25 protein-coding genes and 1 tRNA gene are annotated in these 25962 nt (G+C 67.6%); 7 read left to right on the top strand and 19 right to left on the bottom strand.

Annotated features, from left to right (window positions below; genetic code table 11):
• From zapD to AC1DF3_RS06855, 9 genes are all read right to left on the bottom strand, one after another.
• Entirely contained in the window at window positions 1-756 is a 756-nt protein-coding gene (zapD, locus tag AC1DF3_RS06815; protein ID WP_286523429.1) for a cell division protein ZapD, read from the bottom strand.
• A 31-nt stretch (window positions 757-787) separates the two neighbouring features.
• Window positions 788-1801: a hypothetical protein gene (locus tag AC1DF3_RS06820; protein WP_478139202.1), complete on the bottom strand. Its 1014-nt coding sequence runs from the start codon at window positions 1799-1801 to the stop codon at window positions 788-790.
• Between the two features lies 1 nt (window position 1802).
• The gene (locus AC1DF3_RS06825) at window positions 1803-3296 is read right to left on the bottom strand and encodes an MBOAT family O-acyltransferase (RefSeq protein WP_286536263.1); all 1494 of its coding nucleotides are present in this window, start codon (window positions 3294-3296) and stop codon (window positions 1803-1805) included.
• 81 nt (window positions 3297-3377) lie between these two features.
• Entirely contained in the window at window positions 3378-3980 is a 603-nt protein-coding gene (gene coaE / locus AC1DF3_RS06830; RefSeq protein WP_286536260.1) for a dephospho-CoA kinase, read from the bottom strand.
• Window positions 3981-3993: 13 nt separating this feature from the next.
• Window positions 3994-4845, bottom strand: coding sequence for a prepilin peptidase (locus AC1DF3_RS06835; protein WP_286536258.1), 852 nt, complete (start codon window positions 4843-4845; stop codon window positions 3994-3996).
• Complete coding sequence (locus AC1DF3_RS06840) at window positions 4845-6068, bottom strand: type II secretion system F family protein (RefSeq protein ID WP_286504868.1); 1224 nt, start codon at window positions 6066-6068, stop codon at window positions 4845-4847. Before AC1DF3_RS06840 ends, AC1DF3_RS06835 begins: the two co-directional genes overlap by 1 nt.
• A gap of 58 nt (window positions 6069-6126) precedes the next feature.
• The gene (gene pilB, locus AC1DF3_RS06845) at window positions 6127-7860 is read right to left on the bottom strand and encodes a type IV-A pilus assembly ATPase PilB (protein WP_286536257.1); all 1734 of its coding nucleotides are present in this window, start codon (window positions 7858-7860) and stop codon (window positions 6127-6129) included.
• Between the two features lie 392 nt (window positions 7861-8252).
• Window positions 8253-8329, bottom strand: a tRNA-Pro gene (locus tag AC1DF3_RS06850).
• 59 nt (window positions 8330-8388) lie between these two features.
• On the bottom strand, window positions 8389-9381 hold the full coding sequence (locus AC1DF3_RS06855; RefSeq protein ID WP_286536381.1) for a polyprenyl synthetase family protein: 993 nt from the start codon (window positions 9379-9381) through the stop codon (window positions 8389-8391).
• Window positions 9382-9589: 208 nt separating this feature from the next.
• On the opposite strand from AC1DF3_RS06855, the gene rplU reads away from it, so the two are divergent.
• The 4 genes from rplU to proB all read left to right on the top strand — a co-directional run bounded on the left by rplU (window position 9590) and on the right by proB (window position 12452).
• Window positions 9590-9901, top strand: a complete 312-nt coding sequence (rplU, locus tag AC1DF3_RS06860) for a 50S ribosomal protein L21 (protein ID WP_286369298.1) — start codon at window positions 9590-9592, stop codon at window positions 9899-9901.
• Between the two features lie 12 nt (window positions 9902-9913).
• Window positions 9914-10171 (top strand): 50S ribosomal protein L27, encoded by a 258-nt coding sequence (rpmA, locus tag AC1DF3_RS06865; RefSeq protein ID WP_286369136.1) that lies wholly within the window; start codon window positions 9914-9916, stop codon window positions 10169-10171.
• A gap of 77 nt (window positions 10172-10248) precedes the next feature.
• Window positions 10249-11316 (top strand): Obg family GTPase CgtA, encoded by a 1068-nt coding sequence (cgtA, locus tag AC1DF3_RS06870; protein ID WP_286536255.1) that lies wholly within the window; start codon window positions 10249-10251, stop codon window positions 11314-11316.
• On the top strand, window positions 11313-12452 hold the full coding sequence (proB, locus tag AC1DF3_RS06875) for a glutamate 5-kinase (RefSeq protein WP_286536254.1): 1140 nt from the start codon (window positions 11313-11315) through the stop codon (window positions 12450-12452). The genes cgtA and proB overlap by 4 nt, the downstream gene beginning before the upstream one ends.
• 288 nt (window positions 12453-12740) lie before the next feature.
• Here proB and AC1DF3_RS06880 read toward each other — a convergent pair whose 3' ends face one another.
• Window positions 12741-13292 carry a CNP1-like family protein gene (locus AC1DF3_RS06880; protein WP_478139203.1) on the bottom strand — a complete coding sequence of 184 codons (552 nt, stop codon included), beginning with the start codon at window positions 13290-13292 and terminating at the stop codon, window positions 12741-12743.
• Window positions 13234-13890, bottom strand: coding sequence for an RNA pyrophosphohydrolase (locus tag AC1DF3_RS06885; protein WP_286523959.1), 657 nt, complete (start codon window positions 13888-13890; stop codon window positions 13234-13236). The genes AC1DF3_RS06880 and AC1DF3_RS06885 overlap by 59 nt, the downstream gene beginning before the upstream one ends.
• A 125-nt stretch (window positions 13891-14015) precedes the next feature.
• Here AC1DF3_RS06885 and AC1DF3_RS06890 point away from each other — a divergent pair, with 125 nt between their 5' ends.
• On the top strand, window positions 14016-15764 hold the full coding sequence (locus AC1DF3_RS06890) for a proline--tRNA ligase (RefSeq protein ID WP_478139204.1): 1749 nt from the start codon (window positions 14016-14018) through the stop codon (window positions 15762-15764).
• A gap of 10 nt (window positions 15765-15774) precedes the next feature.
• Window positions 15775-16416 carry a lytic transglycosylase domain-containing protein gene (locus AC1DF3_RS06895; protein WP_286536249.1) on the top strand — a complete coding sequence of 214 codons (642 nt, stop codon included), beginning with the start codon at window positions 15775-15777 and terminating at the stop codon, window positions 16414-16416.
• On the opposite strand, the gene paeA is transcribed toward AC1DF3_RS06895, so the two are convergent.
• From paeA to hemA, 7 genes are all read right to left on the bottom strand, one after another.
• On the bottom strand, window positions 16394-17719 hold the full coding sequence (paeA, locus tag AC1DF3_RS06900; protein WP_286536248.1) for a polyamine export protein PaeA: 1326 nt from the start codon (window positions 17717-17719) through the stop codon (window positions 16394-16396). The genes AC1DF3_RS06895 and paeA overlap by 23 nt on opposite strands.
• A 49-nt stretch (window positions 17720-17768) precedes the next feature.
• Entirely contained in the window at window positions 17769-18764 is a 996-nt protein-coding gene (locus AC1DF3_RS06905; RefSeq protein ID WP_301802662.1) for an AAA family ATPase, read from the bottom strand.
• Window positions 18765-18873: 109 nt separating this feature from the next.
• Window positions 18874-19368 (bottom strand): cupin domain-containing protein, encoded by a 495-nt coding sequence (locus AC1DF3_RS06910; protein ID WP_286523412.1) that lies wholly within the window; start codon window positions 19366-19368, stop codon window positions 18874-18876.
• 14 nt (window positions 19369-19382) lie between these two features.
• On the bottom strand, window positions 19383-19709 hold the full coding sequence (gene grxD / locus AC1DF3_RS06915) for a Grx4 family monothiol glutaredoxin (RefSeq protein WP_286504878.1): 327 nt from the start codon (window positions 19707-19709) through the stop codon (window positions 19383-19385).
• 30 nt (window positions 19710-19739) lie between these two features.
• Complete coding sequence (prmC, locus tag AC1DF3_RS06920) at window positions 19740-20552, bottom strand: peptide chain release factor N(5)-glutamine methyltransferase (RefSeq protein WP_478139270.1); 813 nt, start codon at window positions 20550-20552, stop codon at window positions 19740-19742.
• Window positions 20553-20590: 38 nt separating this feature from the next.
• Window positions 20591-21679 carry a peptide chain release factor 1 gene (prfA, locus tag AC1DF3_RS06925; protein WP_478139205.1) on the bottom strand — a complete coding sequence of 363 codons (1089 nt, stop codon included), beginning with the start codon at window positions 21677-21679 and terminating at the stop codon, window positions 20591-20593.
• 91 nt (window positions 21680-21770) lie between these two features.
• Window positions 21771-23054, bottom strand: a complete 1284-nt coding sequence (gene hemA, locus AC1DF3_RS06930; RefSeq protein ID WP_478139206.1) for a glutamyl-tRNA reductase — start codon at window positions 23052-23054, stop codon at window positions 21771-21773.
• Between the two features lie 81 nt (window positions 23055-23135).
• Between hemA and AC1DF3_RS06935 the strand changes: the two genes are divergently transcribed.
• The gene (locus tag AC1DF3_RS06935) at window positions 23136-23417 is read left to right on the top strand and encodes a hypothetical protein (protein ID WP_478139207.1); all 282 of its coding nucleotides are present in this window, start codon (window positions 23136-23138) and stop codon (window positions 23415-23417) included.
• On the opposite strand, the gene AC1DF3_RS06940 is transcribed toward AC1DF3_RS06935, so the two are convergent.
• Window positions 23414-25888 carry a DUF3772 domain-containing protein gene (locus AC1DF3_RS06940; RefSeq protein WP_478139208.1) on the bottom strand — a complete coding sequence of 825 codons (2475 nt, stop codon included), beginning with the start codon at window positions 25886-25888 and terminating at the stop codon, window positions 23414-23416. The two genes, AC1DF3_RS06935 and AC1DF3_RS06940, sit on opposite strands and share 4 nt — an antisense overlap.
• Window positions 25889-25962: the final 74 nt, after the last annotated feature.

Genomic DNA, 25962 nt, shown 5'->3' on the forward strand with positions numbered 1-25962 from the left:
TCAGGCGCAAAGGGTCAGTTCGAACGGGGCCTCGTCCGTGCTTTGGTGAAGGCGATCATCGGTGCCATGCCGCATCAGCCTGACCGACACCATCAGCCGGTTGCCGGAAATCTCGGGAATCAGCCCGAGCTTGGGGTCGATGCGCAGGCGCAGCAACTGGAAGCTGCGGCCCTGCGGCAGGGTCTGCTGGAACTGGCCGTTGGCCGCGATCACCTTGTAGGGCACGTCGGCATCGCGCAGGAGCTTGAGCAGCAGGTAGATCGATTCGGCCAGCGGCGCGAGCGTGGACGACCAGCGCTCGAGGTCGGCGCGGCGCTCGTGGGCGCGGCGGTTCTGCCAGGCGTAGTAGGCCGGCAGGTCGAACTCGCAGGTGCCGCCCGGAATGCCCGCGCGGCTGCGGATGCTCATCAGCCACTCGTTCTCGGTCAGGGCCTGGCCGGCCTTTCCCGGCACCGTGTTGAGGGTGGTGAAATTGCTTTCGAGCTTGCCCACCACCTGGTCGAGCACCGATTCGGCGATGGCCGGGTTGCCGCGGTAGCTGTTGAAGACGTTCTTGTGCTTGTCGAGGTCCCGAAGCACGTCGGCCTTGAGGTCGGCGCGCGCCGCCACGTCCATGATCTCGAAGATCGTGACGAGTGCGTAGTGATGCAGCAGCGGCGAATCAGCCGGGACCAGCTCGCCAAGGCGACGGAACAGGTGTTCCAGCCGAAGGTAGGTCCGGATGCGCTCGTTGAAGGGGTACTCGTAGAGGATCACGCGTGGTGGCTTCCGGTTGCAGATGATAGCTTCAAGAGGCCTTCGAGGGGGCGGCGGGCAGGATCTTGCGAACCGCTTCGAGCATCCGCTGGCCGACCACCAGCTGCCCGTGCATCGACAGGTGTGTGTCGTTCGGGAAAAAAAAGTCGCGGACCTTGTTTTTCTGCTCGAACGAGAGGCTGAACAGGTCGGGGCCGATGTCGGCGGCACCGAATGCCGTCACGAAATCTTTCGAATGTTCCGGCTTGACATACACGGTGGTCTTGTTGGGGATGATCATCCACAGCACGGTGCGCCGTGGATGGGCGTCGCCGAAGGCCTTCATCTGGGCCGCGTGCTGCACCGTGAGCTCGCCGTTCTCGTCGTCGGCCGGCCAGAACGGGACCTTGTCGCAGAGCTGGTGGCTGAACAACGCGCAGCCCTCGGGAACCGGTCGCACCAGGATCTTGTCGTTCGAAAGGATCGGCTCGGTCGCCTCGCGCGCCCGCCGGGTGTTGCGATAGATCCGCACGCCCGAGGTCAGCTTGCCGTCCCAGTTGAGAACCGGCGCCGGCACCGACGAGGGCGACTCGAAGAAAGGCTTGATGCCGGCCGAAAAGGGCTTGGCCATCGTCTTGCAGGTCTGGGTGGCGACCATGCGTTCGTTCACCAGGCGTTCGATGCTCTCGACGATCACCAGCTTGCCGCGAAAGCCCGCGCGATCGAGCCAGGCATCGAAGTCGCCGCAGAGCTCCTCGTTGATCTGGCCCCAGAAGGTGGTCGTGACCCGGTAGCCGGCCCGGGTCAGCATCGATTGCCAGCGGTTCGACATCGAGAAGCTGTCGCCGATCACCACGATGTCGGCTTCGGCCACCGGCACCGCATTGAGGTACTTCGGGTCGACGTGCGGCGGTTCGATGCGCCAGCCGAAGGCGGTCTCCGACAGCAGGCCGATGCGGGTCATGTCGCCATAGAAGGGCGGCGTTTTCAAGGTCACGATCAGCAGCGAGATGATGACGAGGAAGCCGGCCCCGAAGATCCGCAGCCAGAGTTTCGCGGGAGTCATATCAGAATTGGAAATAGAGGAAGGGGCTGTACGAGCCCAGCTTCGAAACGCAGACGCCCAGCAGGTACACCGTGAAGGCGGCCATCAGCGCCGTGAACACCCAGGCCAGGCGCGGCCGGCCGGCCAGCGCCTGCAGCTGCGGCACCCAGCGCTGCAGCGTGATGGTCGGCGGCATGACCAGGCAGATGAACAGCCCGACCAGCAGCGTATGGAAGAAGTCGTTCTTGCGGTAGGGCACGGCGCCGAGTTCGCTGAACACCGAATCCGAGGTGCCGTGCAGCCCGAGCATGGCCTGGTAGATGGTGGTCGCGGCGTGCATGCTCTCGGACCGGAACACCACCCAGGCGATCATCACGCAGACGAAGGTCAGCAGCCAGCCGAGCAGGCCCGCCAGCCTGCCGGGCTTGGCGTTGCGGCGCACCTTGGCGTTCCAGAGGTGGTTCACCATCAGGAAGAAGCCGTGCAGTGCGCCCCAGATGACGAAGGTCCAGGCGGCCCCGTGCCACAAGCCGCCCAGCAGCATCGTCAGGAACAGGTTCAGGTAGCGGCGCGCCGGCCCCTTGCGGTTGCCGCCCAGCGGCACGTAGAGGTAGTCGCGCAGGAAGGTCGACAGCGAGATGTGCCAGCGGCGCCAGAACTCGATGATGTTGGTCGACTTGTAGGGCGAATTGAAGTTGAGCGGCAGCTGCACGCCGAGGCACAGCGACAGGCCCACGGCCATGTCCGAGTAGCCCGAGAAGTCGAAGTAGATCTGCAGCGTGTAGGCCAGCACGCCGACCCACGCGGTGCCCATCGTCGGCGTCAGGCCCTTGTGGACGCCGTTGAACATCAGGTCGGCGTACTCGCCCATCGGGTCGCCGATCAGCAGCTTCTTGGCCAGCCCGAAGACGAAGATCGCCAGCCCGAGCGCGACCTTGTCGAAGTCGACCCGGTAGGTTGCCGGATTGGCGAACTGCGGCATCATCTGCGCGTGGTGCAGCACCGGGCCCGCGATCAGATGGGGAAAGTAGGTGACGAACAGCACGTAATGCACGAAGCTGCGCTCGTGCACCTTGCCTTGCCAGCAGTCGACCAGGAAGGCGATCTGCGTGAAGGTATAGAACGAGATCCCGATCGGCAGCGCGATGTGCAGCATCGAGATCGGCGAGTAGCCCGCGGCCAGCAGGCCGTCGTTGACGTTGGCGACGAAGAAGTTCGCGTACTTGAACACCGCCAGCACGCCCAGGTTGACCACCAGCGCGAACACCAGCATCTTCTTGCGGCCGGGGTCGGTGCGTCCGGGGCCGGGGGTCAGGCGCAGGCCGGCCCAGTAGTTGAAGCAGATCGAGCCCAGCAGCAGCGGCAGCGCCTGGACGCTCCACCAGCCATAGAAGAACAGGGAGGCGAGCGCCAGAAATCCGGCGGCGGCCCGTGCGTTGCGCTTTCCGATCAGGAAGAACCCGACCAGCACGATCGGGAAAAAGAAAAAGATGAACGCGTACGAATTGAAAAGCATCTTGGGGGAGGGCTGTCTCGCGGGGTCGAAACGCACGCCGCTTTCTTGTTGTCGGGCGCACGCGCGCCGGCGGACCGGAGATTATCGCGTGTCCGCGACGGCCCAGCGATCCCAAAGACTCCGGACTTCGAGGGAGAGTTCCGCCAGCGACAAGGTCTCGTTGAAGATCAGCGCATCGGCGGCCGCGCGCCGCAGGCTGCGTTCGGCCTGCTGCGCGATCACGGCGCGGACCGCTTCCGGCGCCCAGCCGGAACGTGCCACCACACGATGCAGCTGCACCGCCTCGGAAGCGTCCACCACCAGCACCCGATCGACGATGGCGCGCCAGCGCCTGGACTCGACCAGCAGGGGGACGTCGAAGACGAGCGTCTGGCCGGCCGCCGCGGTCGCCGCCTGCCGTTCGCATTCGACGCCGATCAGCGGATGCAGGATGGCTTCGAGCCGGCGCTTGGCGTCCGGGTCCGCGAACACGAGCTCGCGCATCCGCGCCCGGTCGAGGCCGCCGTCGGCCGCAATGACCGAAGGGCCGAACTCGGCCTCCAGCGCCGGCATGGCGGCGCCTTGCGGCTGCGCCACCGCCCGGGCGATCGCATCGGTGTCGACCAGCTTGGCGCCGAGCCCGACCAGCAGCGATGCGACGGTGCTCTTGCCGCTGCCGATGCCGCCGGTCAGGCCGATGCGCATGGTGCGCCCGCCCTCAGAGCCCGACCGCGCGCAGGATCGCGTCCGGGCCGAAGATCATGGCGGTGAAGCCGGCAGCGGCCAGAAAGGGCCCGAAGGGCACGTAGCCGCCTTCGCGCAGGCCGCTGCTGAACTTGAGCGCGAGCCCGACCACCACGCCGATCACCGACGCCATCAGGATGATCGGCACCAGCGCCTGCCAGCCGAACCAGGCGCCGAAGGCCGCGAACAGCTTGAAGTCGCCATAGCCCATGCCCTCCTTGCCGGTGGTCAGCTTGAACAGCCAGTAGATGGCCCAGAGCGACACATAGCCGGCCACGGCGCCCCAGACCGCATGGGCGAGGGGCACACCGGTGAAGCCTGCGATCGATGCCAGCAGGCCGCCCCACAGCAGCGGCAGGGTGATGTCGTCGGGCAGCAGGGTGGTGTCCCAGTCGATCAGCGCCAGCGCCAGCAGCGCGGCGGCGAAGGCGCACCAGGCCAGCGCGCCGTACTGGCCGGGCATGCGCCAGACGCACCAGGCGAACAGCGCACCGGTCAGCAGTTCGACCACCGGATAGCGCAGGCCGATCGACGCCTTGCAGGAAGAGCAGCGGCCGCGCAGCGCCAGGTAGCTCAGCACCGGAACGTTCTCGTACCAGCGGATCACGTGGCCGCATTGCTGGCAGCGCGAATGCGGCACCATCAGGTTGAAGGGCTCGACGGCGGGCGCCGCCGCCGCGTCGCCCTCGGCGAGGCTCGCGCATTCGGCCGCCCACTGCCGCTCGAGCATCTTGGGCAGCCGGTAGATCACGACATTGAGAAAACTGCCGATCATGAGCCCCAGCACGCCGGCCATTGCGGCGTCCACCCCCTGCGACACCAGCATCAGACGACCTGGCCGAGCTTGAAGATGGGCAGGTACATCGAGACCACGATGCCCCCGATGATCACGCCCAGGAAGACGATGATGATGGGTTCCATCAGGCTCGACAGGCCGGCGACCATGTCGTCGACTTCCGACTCGTAGAAGTCGGCCGCCTTGCCCAGCATGTGGTCGATCGAGCCCGATTCCTCGCCGATCGCGGTCATCTGCAGCACCATCGACGGGAACAGGTTGGCGTTGGTCATCGCGGTGGTCAGGCTGGTGCCGGTCGACACCTCCTGCTGGATCTTGACCGTTGCATCGGCATACACCGAATTGCCCGAGGCGCCGCCGACCGAATCGAGTGCCTCGACCAGCGGCACACCGGCGGCGAACATCGTGGCCAGGGTGCGGGTCCAGCGGGCGACGCAGGACTTGTCGATCAGGGTGCCGAAGATCGGCAGGCGCAGCAGCAGGCGGTCCATGACCTTCTGCACCCGCTCGTTGCGCTTCCAGGCCTGCAGGAAGAAATAGATGCCGCCGCCGATCACGCCGAAGATCAGCCACCAGTAGGAGACGAAGAATTCGCTGATGCCCATGACGATCAGGGTCGGCGCGGGCAGGTCGGCGCCGAAGGAGGTGAACACCTGCTTGAAGGCCGGGATCACGAAGATCATGATGATCGCCACCACCACGAAGGCCACCACGATGACCGAGGTCGGGTACATCAGCGCCGACTTGATCTTCGACTTGATCGCCTCGGTCTTCTCCATGTAGGTGGCCAGCCGGTCGAGCAGGTCTTCGAGGATACCGGCCGCCTCGCCGGCCTCGACCAGGTTGCAGTAGAGGCTGTCGAAGTACTTCGGGAACTTGCGGAACGCCGCCGAGAGCGAGGTGCCGGTCTCGACGTCGCTGCGGATGTCGTTGAGCAGCTTGGCCACGCTCGGGTTGGCATTGCCGCGGCCGACGATGTCGAAGGCCTGCAGCAGCGGCACGCCGGCCTTCATCATGGTCGCCAGCTGGCGCGTGAAGATCGCGATGTCCTTGGGCTTGATCGCCTTGCCCGAGCGCATCCGGCGCTTCTTGATCTTGGTCGTGAGGATGCCCTGGCGCCGCAGGGCGGCCTGCACCTGGTTCTCGCCGGCGGCGCGGACTTCGCCGCGCACGGTCTTGCCGTTGCGGTCCTTGCCTTCCCACTCGAAGACGAATTCCTTGACCGTCCGGGACGATGCTGTTGCCGTTGCCATGGGATCTCCGCTTCTCCGTGTGCTGGTGCTGCTGCTGATGCGTGCGAATCGACGCGTTCTATTCGTTGGTGACTGCCAGCACTTCTTCGAGCGAGGTCAGCCCCTGCATGACCTTGCGCAGGCCCGACTGGCGCAGCGACCTGACGCCCTCTGATTCGGACTGCTTGGCGATGTCGAGCGAGGTGCCGTCGCGAAGGATGATCTTCTGGATCTCCTCGGTGATCGGCATCACCTGGTAGATGCCGACGCGCCCCTTGTAGCCGCCGTTGCAGGCCGAGCAGCCCACCGGGTGGTAGGGCTTCCAGGAGCCGTCCAGGTCGCTGTCCTTGAAGCCGGCGTCGAGCAGGGCCTGCCGCGGCACCTCGGTCGGCGTCCGGCACACGGTGCAGAGCCGGCGCGCCAGCCGCTGGGCGGTGATCAGGATCACGCTCGAGGCGATGTTGAAGGGCGCGATGCCCATGTTGCGCATCCGCGTCAGCGTGGTGGGGGCGTCGTTGGTGTGCAGCGTCGACAGCACCAGGTGGCCGGTCTGGGCCGCCTTGATCGAGATGTCGGCGGTTTCGATGTCGCGGATTTCGCCGACCATGATGATGTCGGGATCCTGGCGCAGGAAGGCCCGCAGCGCGGTCGCGAAGGTCAGGCCGGCCTTGTCGTTGACGTTGACCTGGTTGACGCCCGGCAGGTTGATTTCGGACGGGTCCTCGGCGGTCGCGATGTTCACGCCGGGCTTGTTGAGCAGGTTCAGGCAGGTGTAGAGCGACACCGTCTTGCCGGAGCCGGTCGGCCCCGTGACCAGCACCATGCCGTAGGGGCGGCCGATGGCCGTGAGCAGGCGCTCTTTCTCGTCGGCGTCGTAGCCGAGCGCATCGATGCCGAGGCGGGCGCTGCTCGGGTCCAGGATACGGATCACGATCTTCTCGCCGAACAGCGTGGGCAGCGTGCTGACCCGGAAGTCGATCACGCGCTCGGGGCCGATCTTGAGCTTCATCCGGCCGTCTTGCGGGATCCGCTTCTCGGAGATGTCGAGCCGGGAGATGACCTTGATGCGCGAGGCCAGCTTGTCCTTGATGACCGTCGGCGGGCTGGCGATCTCGCGCAGCTCGCCGTCGATGCGGAAGCGCACGCGGTAGTTGTGCTCGTAGGGCTCGAAGTGGATGTCGGAGGCCCGCATGCTGAAGGCGTCCAGCAGCATCTTGTGCAGGAACCGGACGACCGGCGCGTCCTCGACTTCGGCCACCGCCGGGTCGTTGCTTTCGCTCGAGGTGTCGGCCGAGACTTCGTCGAACTCGAATTCGGTGCCGATGATGCTGTCGATGGTCTCGGAGGCGCTCACCGCCGCCGCCTCGATCATGCGGGAAAGCTTGTCGTACTCCGCGATGACCCAGTCCACGCCCATCTGGGAGGCGAACTTGATCTTTTCGGCCGCCTGCTGGTCCGAAGGATCGGCTGTTGCGACAATGAGACGGTTGTTGCGCTTGCTGAGCACCACGACCCGGTAGGCCTGGCACAGCTTGGGGTCGAGCAGGTCCTTGGGCAGCCGCTGGGAATCAATGGCGTCGAGGTCGAGCAGCGGAGCGCCGAAGGCGCTCGACAACGTGTGCGCCAGGTCGGCCGCCGACACGGCGCCGGTGCCGGTCAGCTCGGCAATGAAGCTGGTCCTGCCGCTCAGGGACTTCTGGTAGATGTCCTCGGCCGTCTTGGCCGGGAGCTTTCCGGCCGAAACCAGTGCGCGCGCAAGCCCTGGAAGGGCGATCGGCGAGCTGTCTTTGACGAGGGGTTCGGCTGCGGCCATTCAACGAATGTAAGAAACGTGAAAATTTGCTTCACGATCATCGCTGATCGCCCAAGCGCTGTAAACCGCTGCGCGGCAACGGTTCCGCGGAGCATTTGGCAATTACAGCCCTGAAAGGCTGATGGGGGTGAGAGGGTCGGACCTCCTTTGCACTGCCCTGCTCCGGGGCCCGCTGCCTGAGTTAATGGGCATCAATGGGCAAACCCTGTGCAATCGACGCACCGAAGGCTTAGCGTAGCACAGCGTCCAGGGACGCCGAAAGGGATGTTGCGGGGATGCCGCACACCGGTTGATGGCGCAGAGGATTCGAAACGACTCGGTCGTTGCCTGCGCGGTCAGCAGGCGGTCCACGTTGCATGGACGCCAGAAATGTCGAGTTGATTCAAGAAAAATGGTCGGGGTGAGAGGATTCGAACCTCCGGCCTCTACGTCCCGAACGTAGCGCTCTACCAGGCTAAGCTACACCCCGATGGTGCTGATTGCGAGAACAGTGACACGACCGTGGCGTTCACTCGGGTGAGTTGATCGTCAGGCGCGCCGCTCAAGCAGCTGAGCCGCTAATTGTAGCAAAGCCGCGGAGTGCGGATTTGCAGAAAAACCACGAAGCGCGTCGATCGCGCGTTGCGCCTCGGCGGCGGCGGCGGCGCGCGTGGCTTCCAGGGCGCCGGTTTCGCGCACGATGGCGACGATCTGCGGCAGTTGCGTCGTGTCGCCGGCCTCGATGGCGTCGCGGATCAGCGCCTGCTGCGCCGCCGTGCCGCGCTGCATCGCGAGGATCAGCGGCAGCGTGGTCTTGCCCTCGCGCAGGTCGTCCCCGACGTTCTTGCCGGTTTCGCTGGCGTCGCCGGCGTAGTCGAGCACGTCGTCGATGACCTGGAACGCCGTGCCCAGCGCTTGCCCGTAGGTGGCGCAGGCTTCTTCGACGTCCGGCGGCACCCCGGCCAGCACGGCGGCGAGCCGCGTGCTGGCTTCGAACAGCTTGGCGGTCTTCGAGCGGATGACGCGCAGGTAGGCGTCCTCGTCGAGGGTGGCGTCGTGCATGTTCATGAGCTGCAGCACCTCGCCCTCGGCGATCACGTTGGTCGCCTCGGCCAGGATCTGCATCACGCGAACGTCGTCGGCGTCCAGCATCATCTGGAAGGCGCGCGAGTAAAGGAAGTCGCCGACCAGCACGCTTGCCGGGTTGCCGAAGGATTCGTTGGCGGTCGGGCGGCCGCGGCGCAGCGTGGACTCGTCCACCACGTCGTCATGCAGCAAGGTGGCGGTATGGATGAACTCCACCACGGCGGCCAGGTTGAAGCGCTGCTCGCCGCGATAGCCCAGGGCGCCCGCCATCAGCAGCAGCAGCGCCGGGCGCAGCCGCTTGCCGCCCGCGGAGATGATGTATTTCGAGACTTGGCTGACCAGCGGCACGCCGGTGTCGAGCCGACGTGCGATCACGAGATCGACGCTGTCCATGTCGTCGGCGATCAGGCTGAGAACGGCGGCGGCGGGGGAGGTGTCGGCGGCGTGAACTGACAAAGGCAAGGGCGCTTGCGCGCAGCAGGAGATGCGACGATGGCGCTGGCGGCCGGGGAGGCCGGAGGGGCCGGAAGCTGTCGATTATAGGGACGGCCGGCCCGGTCCCCAGGCGGCCCCGGCATGCCATGTGGCGCAAAACGGCCGGAGTGCTATAATCGTGGGCTCTACGGAATTCGCCGTGGAGCCATCTTTTCCCAAGAGGTCAATAATGTACGCGGTCATAAAAACCGGCGGCAAGCAGTATCGCGTTGCTTCCGGCGAAAAAATTAAAGTAGAACAGATTGCTGCGGACGTGGGCCAGGAAATCGTGATCGATCAGGTGCTCGCAGTCGGAACCGGCAGCGAAATCAAGGTCGGTACGCCCCTGGTATCCGGCGCCACGGTGACGGTCACGGTCCTGTCGCACGGCAAGCACGACAAGGTTCGCATCTTCAAGATGCGCCGTCGCAAGCACTATCAGAAACGTCAAGGCCATCGCCAGCAGTTCACTGAACTGCAAATCGGCGCGATCGCCGGCTAAGGAGCACATTCCATGGCACAGAAAAAAGGCGGCGGCTCAACGCGAAACGGGCGCGATTCCAAGCCCAAGATGCTCGGCGTGAAGCGCTTCGGCGGCGAACTGATCAGCGCAGGCTCGATCATCGTGCGCCAGCGCGGTACCCAGTTCCACCCCGGCGTCAACGTCGGCATCGGCAAGGACCACACGCTGTTCGCCCTGGTCGAAGGCACTGTTTCCTTCGGCACCAAGGGTGCGCTCAACAAGCACACGGTCAATGTGACGCCGGCGTAAGCCAGTCACTTCGACCCGATCGGAGCCCCGCTTTGCCGGGGCTTTTTCATTTTGTAGACTGACTGACTGGACATCTCATGAAGTTCGTGGACGAAGCCTTCATCGACGTCGCCGCCGGCGACGGCGGCAACGGCTGCGTGTCGTTCCGCCATGAGAAGTACAAGGAGTTCGGCGGTCCGAACGGCGGCGACGGCGGTCGCGGCGGCCATGTGTTCGCGGTCGCCGACTCGAACCTGAACACGCTGGTCGACTTCCGCTTCTCGCGCCGTCACGACGCCAAGCGCGGCCAGCACGGCATGGGCTCCGACATGTTCGGCGCCGCCGGCGAGGACATCACGCTGAAGATGCCGGTCGGCACCATCATCTCGGACGCCGAGACCGGCGAGGTGCTCTACGAACTGCTGACGCCCGGCGAGGTCATCACGATCGCCAAGGGCGGTGACGGCGGTTTCGGCAACATGCGCTTCAAGAGCGCCATCAACCGCGCGCCGCGGCAGAAGACACCCGGCTGGCCAGGCGAAAAGAAGAACCTCAAGCTCGAACTCAAGGTGCTGGCCGACGTCGGCCTGCTGGGCATGCCGAACGCTGGCAAGTCGACCTTGATCAGCGCCATCTCCAACGCGCGTCCGCGGATCGCCGACTACCCGTTCACGACCCTGCACCCGAACCTGGGCGTGGTGCGCGTCGGGCCGGAGCAGAGCTTCGTGGTCGCCGACCTGCCGGGCCTGATCGAAGGCGCCTCCGAAGGCGCGGGCCTGGGCCATCTGTTCCTGCGCCACCTGCAGCGCACTCGCCTGCTGCTGCACGTGATCGACCTGGCCCCGTTCGACGAGGGCGTCGACCCGGTCGCCCAGGCCAAGGCGATCGTCGGCGAGCTCAAGAAATACGACAAGGCGCTGTACGAGAAGCCGCGCTGGCTGGTGCTGAACAAGCTCGACATGGTGGCCGACGACGAGCGGGCCGCGAAGGTCAAGGATTTCGTCAAACGGCTGCGCTTCAAGGGGCCGGTGTTCGAGATCTCCGCGCTCACGCGCGAAGGCTGCGAACCGCTGGTGCAGGCGATCTACCAGCACGTCAAGGCGCAGCAGGTGGCCGAGCAGCCGCCGGTCGAAGTCGATCCACGCTTCCCCGATCTCCAGCCATGAGTTCGACTTCCGGCTCCACCGTCTTGCGCGACGCGCGCCGCATCGTCGTCAAGGTGGGCTCCAGCCTCGTGACCAACGAGGGGCGCGGGCTCGACGAAGCTGCCATCGGCGAATGGTGCCGGCAGCTGGCGGCGCTGGTGCGTGACGGCCGAGAGGTCGTGATGGTGTCGAGCGGCGCGATCGCCGAAGGCATGAAGCGCCTCGGCTGGCGCACCCGCCCGCACGAGATCCACGAACTGCAGGCCGCCGCCGCGGTCGGCCAGATGGGCTTGGCGCAGGTCTACGAGACCAAGCTGCGCGAGAACGGCATGGGCAGCGCCCAGGTGCTGCTGACCCACGCCGACCTGGCCGATCGCGAGCGCTACCTCAATGCGCGGTCGACCCTGGTGACCCTGCTGGCGCTGGGCGTGGTGCCGGTCATCAACGAGAACGACACGGTGGTCACGGACGAGATCAAGTTCGGCGATAACGACACGCTGGGCGCGCTGGTCGCCAACCTGGTCGAGGCCGATGCGCTGGTGATCCTGACCGACCAGAAGGGCCTGTTCACGGCCGACCCGCGCAAGGATCCGGCTGCCCGTTTTGTCGACGAGGCGGCCGCCGGCGACCCTGAGCTCGAAGCCATGGCCGGCGGCGCCGGCAGCAGCATCGGGCGCGGCGGCATGATCACCAAGATCCTGGCGGCCAAGCGCGCGGCGGGTTCCGGCGCCTCGACCGTGATCGCCTGGGGCCGCGAGCCCGACGCTCTGCTGCGCCTGGCGCGCGGCGAGGCGATCGGCACCCTGCTGGTCGCCCAGACTGCCAAGCACCAGGCGCGCAAGCGCTGGATGGCCGACCATCTGCAGCTGCGCGGCGCGGTCCTGGTCGATGCCGGCGCGGCGGCCAAGGTCCGCGGCGAGGGCAAGAGCCTGTTGCCGATCGGCATGACGGGGGTGGAAGGCGAGTTCTCGCGCGGCGACGTGATCGCCATCCGCGATGCCCAGGGCGTCGAACTCGGGCGCGGACTGGCGAATTATTCGAGCGCCGAGGCGCGGATGCTGTGCCGCAAGCCCTCGTCGGAGTTCGAGCGCCTGCTGGGCTATGCGGCCGAGCCGGAGATGGTGCACCGCGACAACATGGTGCTGCTGCAGGGCTGAGCGCCCGCGGGGCGCTGGCTAGGGCCTGTTCACACTATTCCAGGGTCGCGAAGGCATGCCAAGGCGGGCCAATCAAGGCGCGCGACGCCGCACGTGCGTTGGCACGTGCAAGGAGTGCAACGCCGAGTGGCACGCCTTGGCATGCCTTCCCTTCGGGTTGCCCGGCCAAGGGGCCGTCTGCGGCGTTGCCCGAGCTTGCAAGGCGCAAGCCTTGCTGCGCGCGGGCGCCTTGCATCCAGCCCCTTGGCCGGGCAACGCGATCCCTGGAATAGTGTGAACACGCCCTAGTCACTCGACTTCGCGCACCGGCGCCTTCAGGACCCGGATCATCTCGCCGACCGAGCCCCGCGGGGCATCGCCGCGGCACAGGGCCTGCACCGCCAGCGCCTTGGTGTAGATCGAGTTGCGTTCGCTCAGGCGCTTCCATTCGGGCGCCGGCGTCGGGTCCCAGGCGCCGTTGGTGAAGCGCGCGTAGCTCTTGTATTCGGCCGTGGCGCAGCGCAGCCCCTCGTAGTAGGCGTTGAGCGCGCCGCCCTCCTTGTGGGTGGCCACCACCACGTAGCGGACCACGCCGTCGCCGGTGATCTTGATGGTGGCCGGATCGACGCCGAACTTCAGCGTCATGTAGGGCGGCATGGTGATCGGGACCAGCTTGTTCAGGTCGAAGGCCGGCGGCGGCGGCGCCTCGGTTTCCTTCCAGTCGACATCGCCGAACACCTGGGCCTGGGCCAGGCCGGCGGCGCCCAGCGCGCAGGCCAGCAGCAGCGCGCGGCCGGCGCGGCTAGCGGGGGAAGTGGGACGGGTCGTTCGTCGAGGCAGGATCGTTGGCAAGATTGGCATTCGGGTTGGGATCGAAGCTGGCGCCGGGCGGCAGCTCGAAGGTCGGTTCGTGGCCCGCGCCGGGCGGATGGCGCTCGAATTCACGGGCCCGCACATTGCTGCGCAGGAAGCGGTTGCGGAAATCCTGCCGAGGCAGGTAGCGGGCGAGTTCGGTCAGCGCCATCTCGTAGACGCCGCGCTTGAACTCGACCACGACGTCGAGCGGCACCCAGTAGTCGTGCCAGCGCCAGGCGTCGAACTCCGGGTGATCGGTGGCGCGCAGGTTCAGATCCCAGTCGTGACCGGTCAACTGCAGCAAATACCAGATCTGCTTCTGGCCCTTGTAATGGCCTCGTGCGTCTCGGCGGATGAACCGATCCGGCACCTCGTAGCGCAACCAGTCGCGGGTACGGGCGACGATCCGCACATGCTCCGGATGGAGACCTACTTCCTCGTGCAGTTCCCGGAACATGGCCTGCTCGGGACTTTCGCCGCGATCGATGCCGCCTTGCGGAAACTGCCAGGAATGGGTGCGGATGCGTTTGCCCCAGAAAACCTGGTTTCTCTGGTTGAGCAGGATGATGCCGACGTTGGGCCTGAAGCCGTCCCGGTCGAGCATAATCAAACCCCAATTTTTTGAACTGAGTCGATTATGCATGCCGGGTTGCGCACGGCAAGCGACCGGTTCCAGGACCCCCCAGGACCTGCCCTCCCGACCACCCGTTCCAGCCCCCTGCGAGACCGATGAAAGCTTCCCGATTCTTTATCTCCACCCTCAAGGAAGCGCCCGCCGATGCCGAGGTCGCCAGCCACCGCCTCATGATGCGCGCCGGCATGATCAAGAAGCTGGGCACCGGCATCTACACCTACATGCCCATGGGCCTGCGCGTGATCCGCAAGGTCGAGGCCATCGTGCGCGAGGAAATGAACCGGGCCGGCGCTGTCGAGCTGGCGATGCCGGTGGTGCAGCCGGCCGAGATCTGGCAGGAAGCCGGGCGCTTCCAGGGTTACGGCCCTGAGCTGCTGCGCATCAAGGACCGGCATGACCGCGATTTCGTGATCCAGCCGACCAGCGAGGAGGTCGTGACCGACATCGCGCGCCAGGAGATCCGCAGCTACAAGCAGCTGCCGAAGAACTTCTACCAGATCCAGACCAAGTTCCGGGACGAGCGCCGGCCCCGTTTCGGCCTGATGCGCGGACGCGAGTTCATCATGAAGGACGCCTACAGCTTCGACCGCGACCTCGACGGCGCCAAGGCCAGCTACAAGATCATGTCGGACGCCTACCGCCGGGCCTTCGACCGCTTCGGCCTGCGCTACCGGGCGGTGGCGGCGGACAGCGGCGCCATCGGCGGCGACGTCAGCCAGGAGTTCCAGGTGATCGCCGCGACCGGCGAGGATGCGATCGTCTACTGCCCCGACAGCGACTACGCCGCCAACATGGAAAAGGCCGAGGCGCTGGCGCCCGCCGGCCCGCGTCCTGCGGCCGTAGGTGCGCTCACGAAGACGCCGACGCCCGGCAAGGCCACCTGCGAGGACGTAGCCCTGCTGCTCGGCGTGCCGCTGGCGACCACCGTGAAATCGCTGGTGCTGGCCACCGAAGAGCTGGACGACGCCGGCAATGTCAAGAAGGTCCAGGTCTGGCTGCTGCTGCTGCGCGGCGACCACGACATGAACGAGATCAAGGTGAGCAAGGTGCCGGGGCTCGACCAAGGCTTCCGCTTCGCCACCGTGACCGAGATCGAAGACCATTTCGGCTGCAAGCCGGGCTACCTGGGCCCGCTGAACCTCAAGCAGCCGGTCAAGATCGTCGCCGACCGCGAAGTCGCGGTGATGGCCGACTGGATCTGCGGGGCCAATGAAGTCGACTTCCACCTGACCGGCGTCAACTGGGGGCGCGACCTGCCCGAGCCCGATGCGGTGGCCGACCTGCGCAACGTGGTGGCGGGCGATGCCTCGCCCGACGGCCGCGGCCTGCTCGCGATCGAGCGCGGCATCGAGGTCGGCCATGTGTTCGTGCTCGGCACCAAGTACAGCAAGCCGATGAACGCCACCTTCCTCGACGAGGCCGGCAAGCCGCAGTTCCTCGAGATGGGTTGCTACGGCATCGGCATCACGCGGCTGCCGGCGGCGGCGATCGAGCAGAACAACGACGAGCGCGGGATCATCTGGCCGGACGCGATCGCGCCGTTCACGGTGGTGGTCTGCCCGATCGGCATGGACCGCAGCGCCGAGGTCAAGACGGCGGCCGAGGCCCTCTACGAGCACCTGCTGGCGGCCGGCGTCGACGTGCTGCTCGACGACCGCGGCGAGCGTCCGGGCGCGATGTTCGCCGACTGGGAGCTGATCGGCGTGCCGCACCGGGTCGTGATCTCCGACCGCGGCCTCAAGGAAGGCCAGCTGGAATACCAGCATCGCCGCGACACGGCGGCGACCAAGGTGCCGGCGGCCGGCATCGCCGACTTCATCGCGGGCCGCTTGGCGGCGGCCTGAGCCGACGGCCTTGAAAGCGCCCGGCCTTTCCCGGCGTTTGTGCCTCGGCGGCGCGGCCGCGGGTGCGCTCTCGCTGGCGCTGCCGCAGCGTGCCCTGGCCGGGGCGCAGATCGAGGAGCCGCTGATCGACTCGGTGCGCACCGCGCTGAGCTCGGCGATCCAGAACAAGGCGCCGCCGATCCCGGAATTCGGCGACACCGAAGCCCGCATGGCCTACCTGCGCTGGCTCGGCGCCATGAGCGAGCGGCTCAAGAAGAAACTGACCGACTGGCCGACGCGCAAGGAATTCCTGCAGACCGTCTGGTACGAGGCGCGGCGCTCCGGCCTCGATGTCAGCCTGGTCATGGGGCTGATCCAGGTCGAGAGCAACTTCCGCAAGTTCGCGGTGTCCAGCGCCGGTGCCCGCGGCTACATGCAGGTGATGCCTTTCTGGACCCGCGTGATCGGCGACAGCGACCCGTCCAAGCTGTTCCACATGCAGACCAACCTGCGCTTCGGCTGCGTGATCCTGCGCCACTACCTGGACCGCGAGCAGGGCGACCTGTTCATGACATTGGGCCGCTACAACGGCAGCCGCGGGCGTTCGCCGTATCCGGACGCCGTCTTTGCGAATCAGCGCCTTTGGGTCTTCAAGGACCGGCCGCTGGATTGACGGCCGGGCTCGGGCGCGTGCCCCGGGTGACCATCACCTGGTCGATCCGGTAGCTGTCGACGTCCATCACCTCGAAGGTGTAGCCGGCCCAGCTGACGCTGTCGGTGCGCTTGGGCACCCGGCGCAGCATGACCATCAGGAAGCCGGCCAGGGTCTCGTACTCGTCGTCGTGCGGCAGGCTCTCGATGTCGAGCGCGCGCTGCACGTCCTGGATCGGCGTCACGCCGTCGATCAGCCAGGAGTTCTCGTCCCGCCTGACGATCTGCTGCTCCTCGTCCTGGGCACCGACCAGGTCGCCCATGACGGTGCTCATGACATCGTTGAGCGTGATGACGCCGACCACCAGGCTGTATTCGTTGACGATGATCGCGAAGTCCTCGTGGGCCTGCTGGAACTGCTCGAGCACTTCGGTCAGCGAGAGCCGGTCGGGAATCACCAGCGCCTTGTGCAGCGGCAGGCCATGGTCGAAGGACAGCGGCTGGCCGCTCAGCACGCGCTGGAACATGTCCTTGGCGTCGACGTAGCCGAGCACGTGGTCGATGTCGCCCTCGCACACCGGGTAGGCGGAGAAGGGCTCGGCCACGATGCGCGCGCGCAGCACCGACTCGGGGTCGTCGCGCAGGAACCAGGCGATGCGGTCGCGCGACGTCATCACGCTGCTGACCAGCCGGGTGTCGAGCTCGAACACGTTGGCGATCACCTGCTGCTCGCGCACCGCCAGCACGCCGGCCCGGGCGCCGGCCTCGGTCATCGCGAGGATGTCGGCGGAGGTGATCTTCTCGTCGCGCGCAAGCGGCATGCCCAGCAACTTGAAGAGCAGGTCGGTCGTGACCGTGAACAGCCAGACCAGCGGCTTGAAAGCGGTGATCAGCACCTGCATCGGCCCGACCATGCGCACCGCCAGCAGTTCCGGGCTGCTCATGCCCAGGCGCTTCGGGAACAGGTCGGCGAACACCAGAAAGACCGAGATGATGGTGATGAAGGAAGCCAGGAAGGCGGCCGTCTGGGCCGCGTCGGCGCCGAGCCAGAGTCCGAACAGGCGGGCGAAATAGGGGCTCAGCGCGCCCTCGCCGACGACGCCGCCGAGGATCGCGACCGCATTCAGGCCGATCTGCACCACGGTGAAGTAGTGGCCCGGGTGTTCCTGGACGCGCATCACCCGTTCGGCGCGCGCATCGCCTTCATCGGCCATCTGGCGCAGCCGCAGTCGGCGCGAGGCTGCCAGCGAGATCTCGGCCAGCGAGAAGAAGGCGCTGGTCGCGATCAGCGCGACGATGGTCAGGAGGCTCTGAGTCAGGGTCATGGTGCGGTCGATGAAGACCGCCATGGTGCCATGACCGGCAGCGGCCCCGTTATTGGACGAAGCCGATCCGGCTTCTCGCCGCGTTGATCCGGGGCAGGTCGTCGACCCGGACCTCGTCGCGCCCGGCCAGGCGGGCATTGCCGAAGCCGGTCATGAGGGCGCGCCGCATCTCGCGCGGCGCCAGCGTGGCGAGCTGGTCGAGCACGTCCGGTGCGGGCTCCACGGCCAGCAGCCGGCCCCAGTCGTGGTCGCCGCGGATCGCGTCGTAAAGCTGGCGCGCGATCTGGCGTGCCGCCTCGGGCGAGGGCGATTCGATCTCGAACACGTTCATGCGATTGAGGATCGGTTCCGGGATGCCGCGCGCGTCGTTCGCGGTCGTGATCCAGATCACCTGGCTGGCGTCGATGGCCACCTCGGCGAATTCGTCGACGAAAGCGTGGGCGGTGTCGTGTTCGAGCAGGTTGTAGAGCGCGCCCAGGGGGTCGTACTGGCTGTCGCTGCCGGCCTTGTCGATCTCGTCGACCACCATCACCGGATTGGCGTACTGGCCCTCGACCAGCGCCTCGAACACCTTTCCGGGCTTGGAACCCTTCCACTGCGAGGAGGCGCCCGAGAGCAGCCAGCCCGCGGTCATGGAGTTCATCGGCACCAGTGACATCCCGGTGCCCAGCAGATCGGCCAGCTTCTTCGCGAAATGGGTCTTGCCGATGCCGGGCGCGCCGAGCAGCAGCATCGGCGTGACCTCGAGGCCGTCGCGGCTGTCCTGCGCCAGGGCGACATGGCGCCGCACGTCGTCGAGGACTTCGGTGAAATTGGGCAATTGGGCGTAGAGCGATGCCATCTCGGGCACGCCGCTCGGCTTGACCTGGAACCGGTCGGGACCGCGCTCGAGCATGCGCTCGTAAGTGGTGCGAAGGTGTTCGTGCTCGCGCTCGGGGAGCTTGGCGAGCTTGCGTTCGACATCGTGCGTCTGGAACACGCTGCGCAGGTTGGCGACCGGCAGCTGGAACGACGGCGATGCGGGGACGAGACTGCGGGAATCCATGGACACCTCCGGTTTCGAACACTCTTTGGACAGCATAAGCCGTGCCCGGGTTCGCCGGATGTCTACGTTTTCTCGCTTTGCCCTGTTTTGGGGATCTGTCGCGCTGCGGTCACACGCCGCCGTGCGGATGGGTCGGGTCGACCCACAACACCGATTCGGGCTTTTCGGCCGGCTCGATGTCGAGGTTGACCGCCACCGCCTGGCCGTCGCTGCGGCACAGCACGCATTCGAGCGCCTCGGTCTCGCTGGCGTTGATTTCCTGGTGCGGCACATAGGGCGGCACGTAGATGAAGTCGCCCGGGCCGGCCTCGGCCGTGAATTCGAGCTGCTCGCCCCAGCGCATGCGGGCCCGGCCGCGCACCACGTAGATCACGGATTCGAGATGGCCGTGATGGTGGGCGCCGGTCTTGGCGTTGGCGTGGATGGTGACGGTGCCGGCCCAGAGCTTCTGGGCCCCGACGCGCGCGAAGTTGATCGCTGCGGCCCGGTTCATGCCCGGCGTCTGGGCGGTGTTGGTGTCGAGCTGGTTGCCGGGAATCACGCGCACGCCGTCGTGCTTCCACGCCGGCTCGGCGTGTCCGTGATCGGCGTGGTCGTGGCTCATCGCCCGGGGCAGGCTCAGGCCGGGCTGCCGTTGAGCATCTGCTGCAGCTCGCCCGACTCGTACATTTCCATCAGGATGTCCGAACCGCCGACGAATTCGCCCTTGACGTAGAGCTGGGGGATGGTCGGCCAGTTGCTGTATTCCTTGATGCCCTGGCGCACTTCGGCGTCGTCCAGCACGTTGACGGTCTTGAGCGTGCGGGTGTCGACACCCACGGCCTTGAGGATCTGGATCGCGCGGCCCGAGAAACCGCACATCGGAAAACTGGCGTTGCCCTTCATGAAGAGCACGAGGTCGTTGCTCTTGACGAGATCGTCGATGCGTTGCTGGGTATCGGACATGGGGGACTCCTGGAAATTGGATTGGGCGGATTATTTCACTGTGCGACGGATTCCGCCCGAGCAGCGCGCGATGCCGGCGAGGTCGTCGCGGCTTTGGACCTCGGCGAAGCCGCCTGCGGCCAGCAGCTGCCGCACCGCGTCGGCCTGGTCCCAGCCGTGTTCGAGCAGCAGCCAGCCGCCCTCGGCCAGGTGCTCCGGCGCCGCCCGGACGATGCGGCGGATGTCGTCCAGCCCGTCGGCCCCGGAGACCAGCGCCCGCAGCGGCTCGTGGCGCAGGGCGGCCAGGTGCGGGTCGCCGGCCACGATGTAGGGGGGGTTCGAGACGATCAGGTCCAGCCCGCGGTCGGCGCCGTCCAGCCAATCGGCCTGGGCGAAGCGCACCGGCAAGCCGAGCCTTGCCGCGTTGGCGCGGGCCACGGCCAGGGCGTCGGCGCTGGCGTCGACCGCCGCCACCCGGGCGTCGGGCCGGGCATGCTGGATCGCCAGGGCGATCGCGCCGCTGCCGGTGCCGAGGTCGAGCACGGCCGGGGCCGGCCGGCCGTCCAGGCACTGCAGCGCCCATTCGACCAGGGTCTCGGTGTCGGGACGCGGCACCAGCACGCGGGCGTCGACCCGCAGGCCCAGGCCGTGGAACTCTTTCTCGCCGACCAGGTAGGCCACCGGCTCGTCGGCGAGGCGGCGCTCGCACAGCCGCTCGAAGGCCTGCCGGGCGGCGTCCGGCAGCGGGTCGGTGTCATGCGCCAGCAGCCAGGCGCGCTCGCCGGCGGCACGGCCCAGCGCATGCAGCAGCAGCAACTGGGCGTCGAGCCGCTCGATGCCCAGCGCGGCCGCCGCGGCCAGCATCTGCGCCGGGGTCGAGGGCGGGTGTTCGGGCGGAGGGGTCACGCGGGGAGGCTGGCTTCGAGCTCTGCCAACTGCTCGGCCTCGCGCGCCGCCTGCAGCGCCGCCAGCACGTCGCCGAGGTCGCCTTCCATGATCGCCAGCAGCTTGTAGAGCGTGAGGTTGATGCGGTGGTCGGTGAGCCGGCCTTGCGGGAAGTTGTAGGTGCGGATGCGGTCGGAGCGGTCGCCGGTGCCGATCAGGCCCTTGCGCATGGCGGCGTCCTTGGCCGCGCGCTCGCTGCGGTCCTTTTCCTGGATCCGCGCCGACAGCACCTGCAGCGCCTTGGCCTTGTTGCGGTGCTGGCTGCGGTCGTCCTGGCATTCGGCCACGATGCCGGTCGGGATGTGGGTGATGCGCACCGCCGAATCGGTCTTGTTGATGTGCTGGCCGCCGGCGCCGCTGGCGCGGTAGGTGTCGATGCGCAGGTCGGCCGGGTTGATCTGCACCGCCTGGGCCTCGTCGGGCTCGGCCAGCACGGCCACCGTGCAGGCGCTGGTGTGGATGCGGCCCTGCGTTTCCGTCGCCGGCACGCGCTGCACCCGGTGGCCGCCGGATTCGAAGCGCAGCTTGCCGAACACGTCGTCGCCGACGATCCGGATCACGACTTCCTTGTAGCCGCCGAGCTCGCTCTCGCTCTCGCTGACGATCTCGCAGCGCCAGCCGGCGCGCTCGGCGTAGCGCGTGTACATGCGCAGCAGGTCGCCGGCGAACAGCGCCGATTCGTCGCCGCCGGTGCCGGCACGGATCTCCAGGAAGGCGTTGCGGGCGTCGTCCGGGTCCTTGGGCAGCAGCAGGCGCTGCAGTTCGTCGTCGAGCTGCAGCAGCTCGGCCTCGGCGGCGGCGATCTCCTCCTGCGCCATCTCGGCCATCTCGGGCTCGTCGAGCATCTCGCGGGCGCTGGCCAGGTCGGCCTCGCGCTGCAGGTAGCGGCTGTAGCGGCCGGCCACCTGCGTCACCTCGGCATGCTCGCGCGAGATGGTGCGGTACTGCGCCATGTCGGACATGATGTCCTCGCGCGAAAGCAGGAAGTCGAGTTCGCCGAGGCGTTGCGCGTAGCGCTCGAGTTGGTGACGCAGGAAGGGTTTCACGGAGATGAGGGCGTTGCGAATGAGAGGGGGCGCAGCCGGTGCGCGGCGGCGGGCGTGGCGGCAGGCGGCGCCGCCGGGACGGCCAGCGTCGCTAACGCTCTTTGCGCGGTTCGTTGCGCAGGAACAGGCGCGAGATCGTCTCTGCCGTCTGCTCGCGGGCCGCGGCATCGCCGGCGTGCAGCTCGGCCATCGCCCCGTGCAGCATCTTTTGCGTCAGGCCGCGCGACAGGGCTTCGAGCACCGCGTCGACGTCTTCGCCCCGGGCCAGCAGCTTGCGGGCGCGGGCCAGTTCGGTGGCGCGCCATTCGTCGGTCTGGGCGTTGAGCTGGCGGATCAGCGGCACCGTGCCGCGCTGGTCGAGCCAGTGCATGAAGCTCTGCACGCCGGCATCGATGATGACCTCGGCCTGCGCCACGGCGGCCTGCCGGTTGGCGTGGCCCTGCTGCACCACCTGCGCCAGGTCGTCCACCGTGTAGAGATAGACGTCCTCGAGTGCCTTCACTTCGGGTTCGATGTCGCGCGGCACCGCCAGGTCGACCATGAACATCGGGCGGTGCCGGCGCACCTTGAGCGCGCGCTCGACCGCGCCCAGGCCGATCAGCGGCAGCGTGCTGGCGGTGCAGCTCACGACGATGTCGAACTCGGCCAGCCGGGCCGGCAGGTCGGCCAGCCGCATCGCCTCGCCGCCGAAGCGCGAGGCCAGCTTTTCGCCGCGTTCCAGAGTGCGGTTGGCGATGACGATGGCTTTGGGCTGGCGGGCCGCGAAGTGGGTCGCCGCCAGGTCGATCATCTCGCCGGCGCCGATGAACAGCACGCGCGTGTGCCGCAGGTCTTCGAACAGCTGGCCGGCCAGGCGCACGGCGGCGGCGGCCATGCTGATCGAATGGGCGCCGATCTCGGTTGCGGTGCGCACCTCCTTGGCGACCGCGAAGGAGCGCTGGAACAGCTGGTTCAGGGTGCTGCCGAGGGCGCCGGCGGTCTCGGCGGCACGCACGGCGTCTTTCATCTGGCCGAGGATCTGGGGCTCGCCGAGCACCATCGAATCGAGCCCGCTCGCGACCCGGAAGGCGTGGCGCGCGGCGTGGTCGTCGTGCAGGGTGTAGGCGTGCGAGCGAAGCAGGGCCGGGGAGACGCCGCCGCTGTGGGCCAGCCAGTCGACCGTGTGCTCGAGCGCGACCTGGTCGGCGGCGCAGTAGATCTCGGTGCGGTTGCAGGTCGAGATGATCGCCGCCTCGACGTCGGGATGGCGGTTCGAGCCGAAAGAGTGGCGCAGGCTGTGCAGTGTCGGGGCGATCTGGTCGATGGCGAACGCGAAACGACCGCGCAGGTCGAGCGGCGCGGTCGTGTGGTTCAAGCCGAGGGCCCAGACTGACATAGCCGCTGATTATAAAATGAGCAAGGCCCAGACCACCCGCGGCCGGAAAAAAGGCCGCAATCCGATCGGCGACCCCCTGACATGGCACCGCTGGACCTTTTCAATCACCTGATCAATTTCGTCGCGCCGGCCTTCGCGGTCGGTTTCCTCTCGGCGCTGCTGGGCCGGTTGACGATGAGAAAAGCCGCCGGAACGTCGTCCTGGTGGCTCCAGGGCGCTATCAATTTCATAGTTGGCGTGGCTGTGCTGGCCGGCGGTCTGGTCTACTTCGGCCGCGACGGAAAGATGGCGACCTATGCGGCCCTGGTGCTGGCCTGCGCCACCAGCCAGTGGCTGGTGGCCGGCGGCTGGCGCCGTTCCTAGGTCGCCAAACCGGGCAGAACGGGCGGCGGCGGTGGTGGCGCCACGGTCGCCGGCGCGGGCGGTCCTCCCGGATAAGGGGGCGCCCCCGGATAGGCCGCCATCGGAAGTTCGGCCGCGCGCAAGCCGTCGAGCATGGCGAACAGCACGTCGCTGCGCACGCCGCCGGCCAGCCGGGGGCTTTGCACGTAGGCGACCGCCTGGAAGATCAGAAAACCGACCTCCACGCCTTCGAGCGTGACCGAGGGGGCCGGGCTGGCCAGCACGCCAGGGTGGTCGGCGAACGCCGCGAGAATGACTTCCCGGGCCCGTGTGGCGTGGGTCGTGAGCGGCATCGGCAGGCGAATCAGCACCCGTCCCTCGGCATTGGCGAGGGTCATGTTGCGCACGGTCTTGGTGATGAACTCGGAGTTCGGCACGATCATGGTGGAGCGATCGCCGAGCTGGATTTCGGTGGCGCGCACGTTGATGCGGCGGACGTCGCCTTCGGCATTGCCCAGCACCACCCAGTCGCCGACCTTGACCGGCCGTTCGGCCAGCAGGATCAGGCCCGAGATGAAGTTCTGCACGATGGCCTGCAGCCCGAAGCCGATGCCGACCGACAGCGCGCTCGCCACCCAGGCGATGCGCTCGATGCCGATGCCCAGCGCCGAGAGTCCGAAGGCGACCACCAGGATGCCGCCGACGTAGCCGAGCAGGGTGGTGATCGAACTCTGCATCCCCGGCTCGAGGCCGGTATGCGGCAGGTACCGCTGTTCCAGCCAGCGCTTGACCACCCGCAGCGCGATGAAGCCGAGCACCAGCACCGTGACGGCGCTGATGATCGCGCTGGGCACCAGTTGGATCTCGCCGATCTTGATCCCGCTGCCGAACTTGCCGCTGCGCTGGTAGACCTCGCCGGGGCTGGTTCCCAGGGGCGTGGCGAGCGCGATCACCATGTAGAAGAACAGGATCACGCGGCTCAGGCCGGAGAGCACCACCGCCGCCTGGTCGAGCGTGCGCGGTTCCAGGCCGAAGCTCAACTGGAGGCGTTGGCCGAAATTGCTGCGCGATGACACCACCGACACGAACAGGTCGTCGGCGAACTTGAACAGCACGTAGAAGGCCGCGGCCACGATGCCGGCCCAGGTGAGCTGGCTGGCGAGGAAGCTCGCCATCGCGACGTAGCCGATCGCCACCAGCACCCAGATGCCGATCAGGTTCAACGTAACCGCGGCGAGCAGCACGCCGACCCACATCGGCCGCTCGTCGAGGCTGCCCTTGGGGGGTTCGGGCGCGACGACGGCCGGCGCCGGGCCCGGCGGAGTTTCCTTCGGCGGCGGCGCCGCCGCGGGCGGCTCGGCCACCGGCGCGCCGTGCAGGCGCAGCAGCATCGCGCCGATCATGGCGGTCAGGATCAGGGCCGTCATCACGTGGGTGGCGACGACCGCGGCGAAGCTGGCCTCGACGACGGCGTTGATCTGGGTCGGCGCCCAGACCACGATCGCCACCAGCGCCATGACCCAGGGGAAGGGCGCGAGCCGTTCCGCCATCGGGTCGGAGATCGGCGGCAACCGCCACGAGGGACGCCCGTTGGACAGCAGCGCGCGCCCGAGCCCGACCACGAAGGCGATGAAGATGCTGGACTGGACCACGCTCTGCGCCAGCTTGCGGGTCTGCGGACCCCAGACGCCGTGGTTGTCGAACACCGAGAACGCGCCTTGCGCGGCCACTCCGACCAGCACCATGTTGGTGGTCACTATCGCGATGACCAACAGCGAGCGCCGCAGGCGCCCGGGCGGCAGGTAGCTCGCGGCGAACCGGGCCAGCGCCCGCTCGGCCAGCCAGTTGCCAAGGAGCGCCAGCAGCAAGGCGGCGGCCAGCGTGCCCAGCACCGGGGCGGCGTGGTCCGGGCTGCGCGCGGTCTCGAAGCCGCTCTCCAACTCGGCGCCGAGCCGCTCGAGCCGCGCGACGTCGCCGGACCAGGCGTCGGCGATGTCTTCCCAGAACTCCCGCCCGAGCGGCGAGGGCGCGCGTTCGGTCAGCTGGGCCTCGAACAGGGCACGCCGCTTGCTCAGCAGGTCGTTGGCGCGTTGCTGCGCATCCACCGACACCAGCCGCGCCAGCCGGATATTGGCATCCAGCGCATTGCGGTCCCGGGTCAGCGCCGCCCGGCGGCGGGTGATGTCGGGGTTCTCGGTGGTGCCCGCGGCGGGCGCGTTGCCGAGCTCGCCGAGCCGGGCGTTCATGTCGTTGAGTTCGCCGGTGCGCGCGGCGATGAACTTGTCGGTCGCGGTGCTGATGGCGTTGAGCTGCTCGACCACGCCGCGCACGTCGGCGCTGGTCTCCACCGAAGACGGGATCGCTTCGAGCTGGCTGCGCAGGGCAGCCACCGTGGGGGCGGCATCGGGCGCGGCGGGGGCTTGTGCCCAGGCGCCGCCGCCGCACAGCGCGACAGCCAGCAGGAGGGCCGGGAGACGGAGGAGCCAGCGCATGGGCTTCATCATAAAAGCCGGCGGACCGGATCGATGTCGGCCGAGGGCGCGCTCAGGCCGGCGCCGGGCCGGCA

The sequence above is a fragment of the Variovorax sp. 10N432 genome (assembly GCF_056394465.1).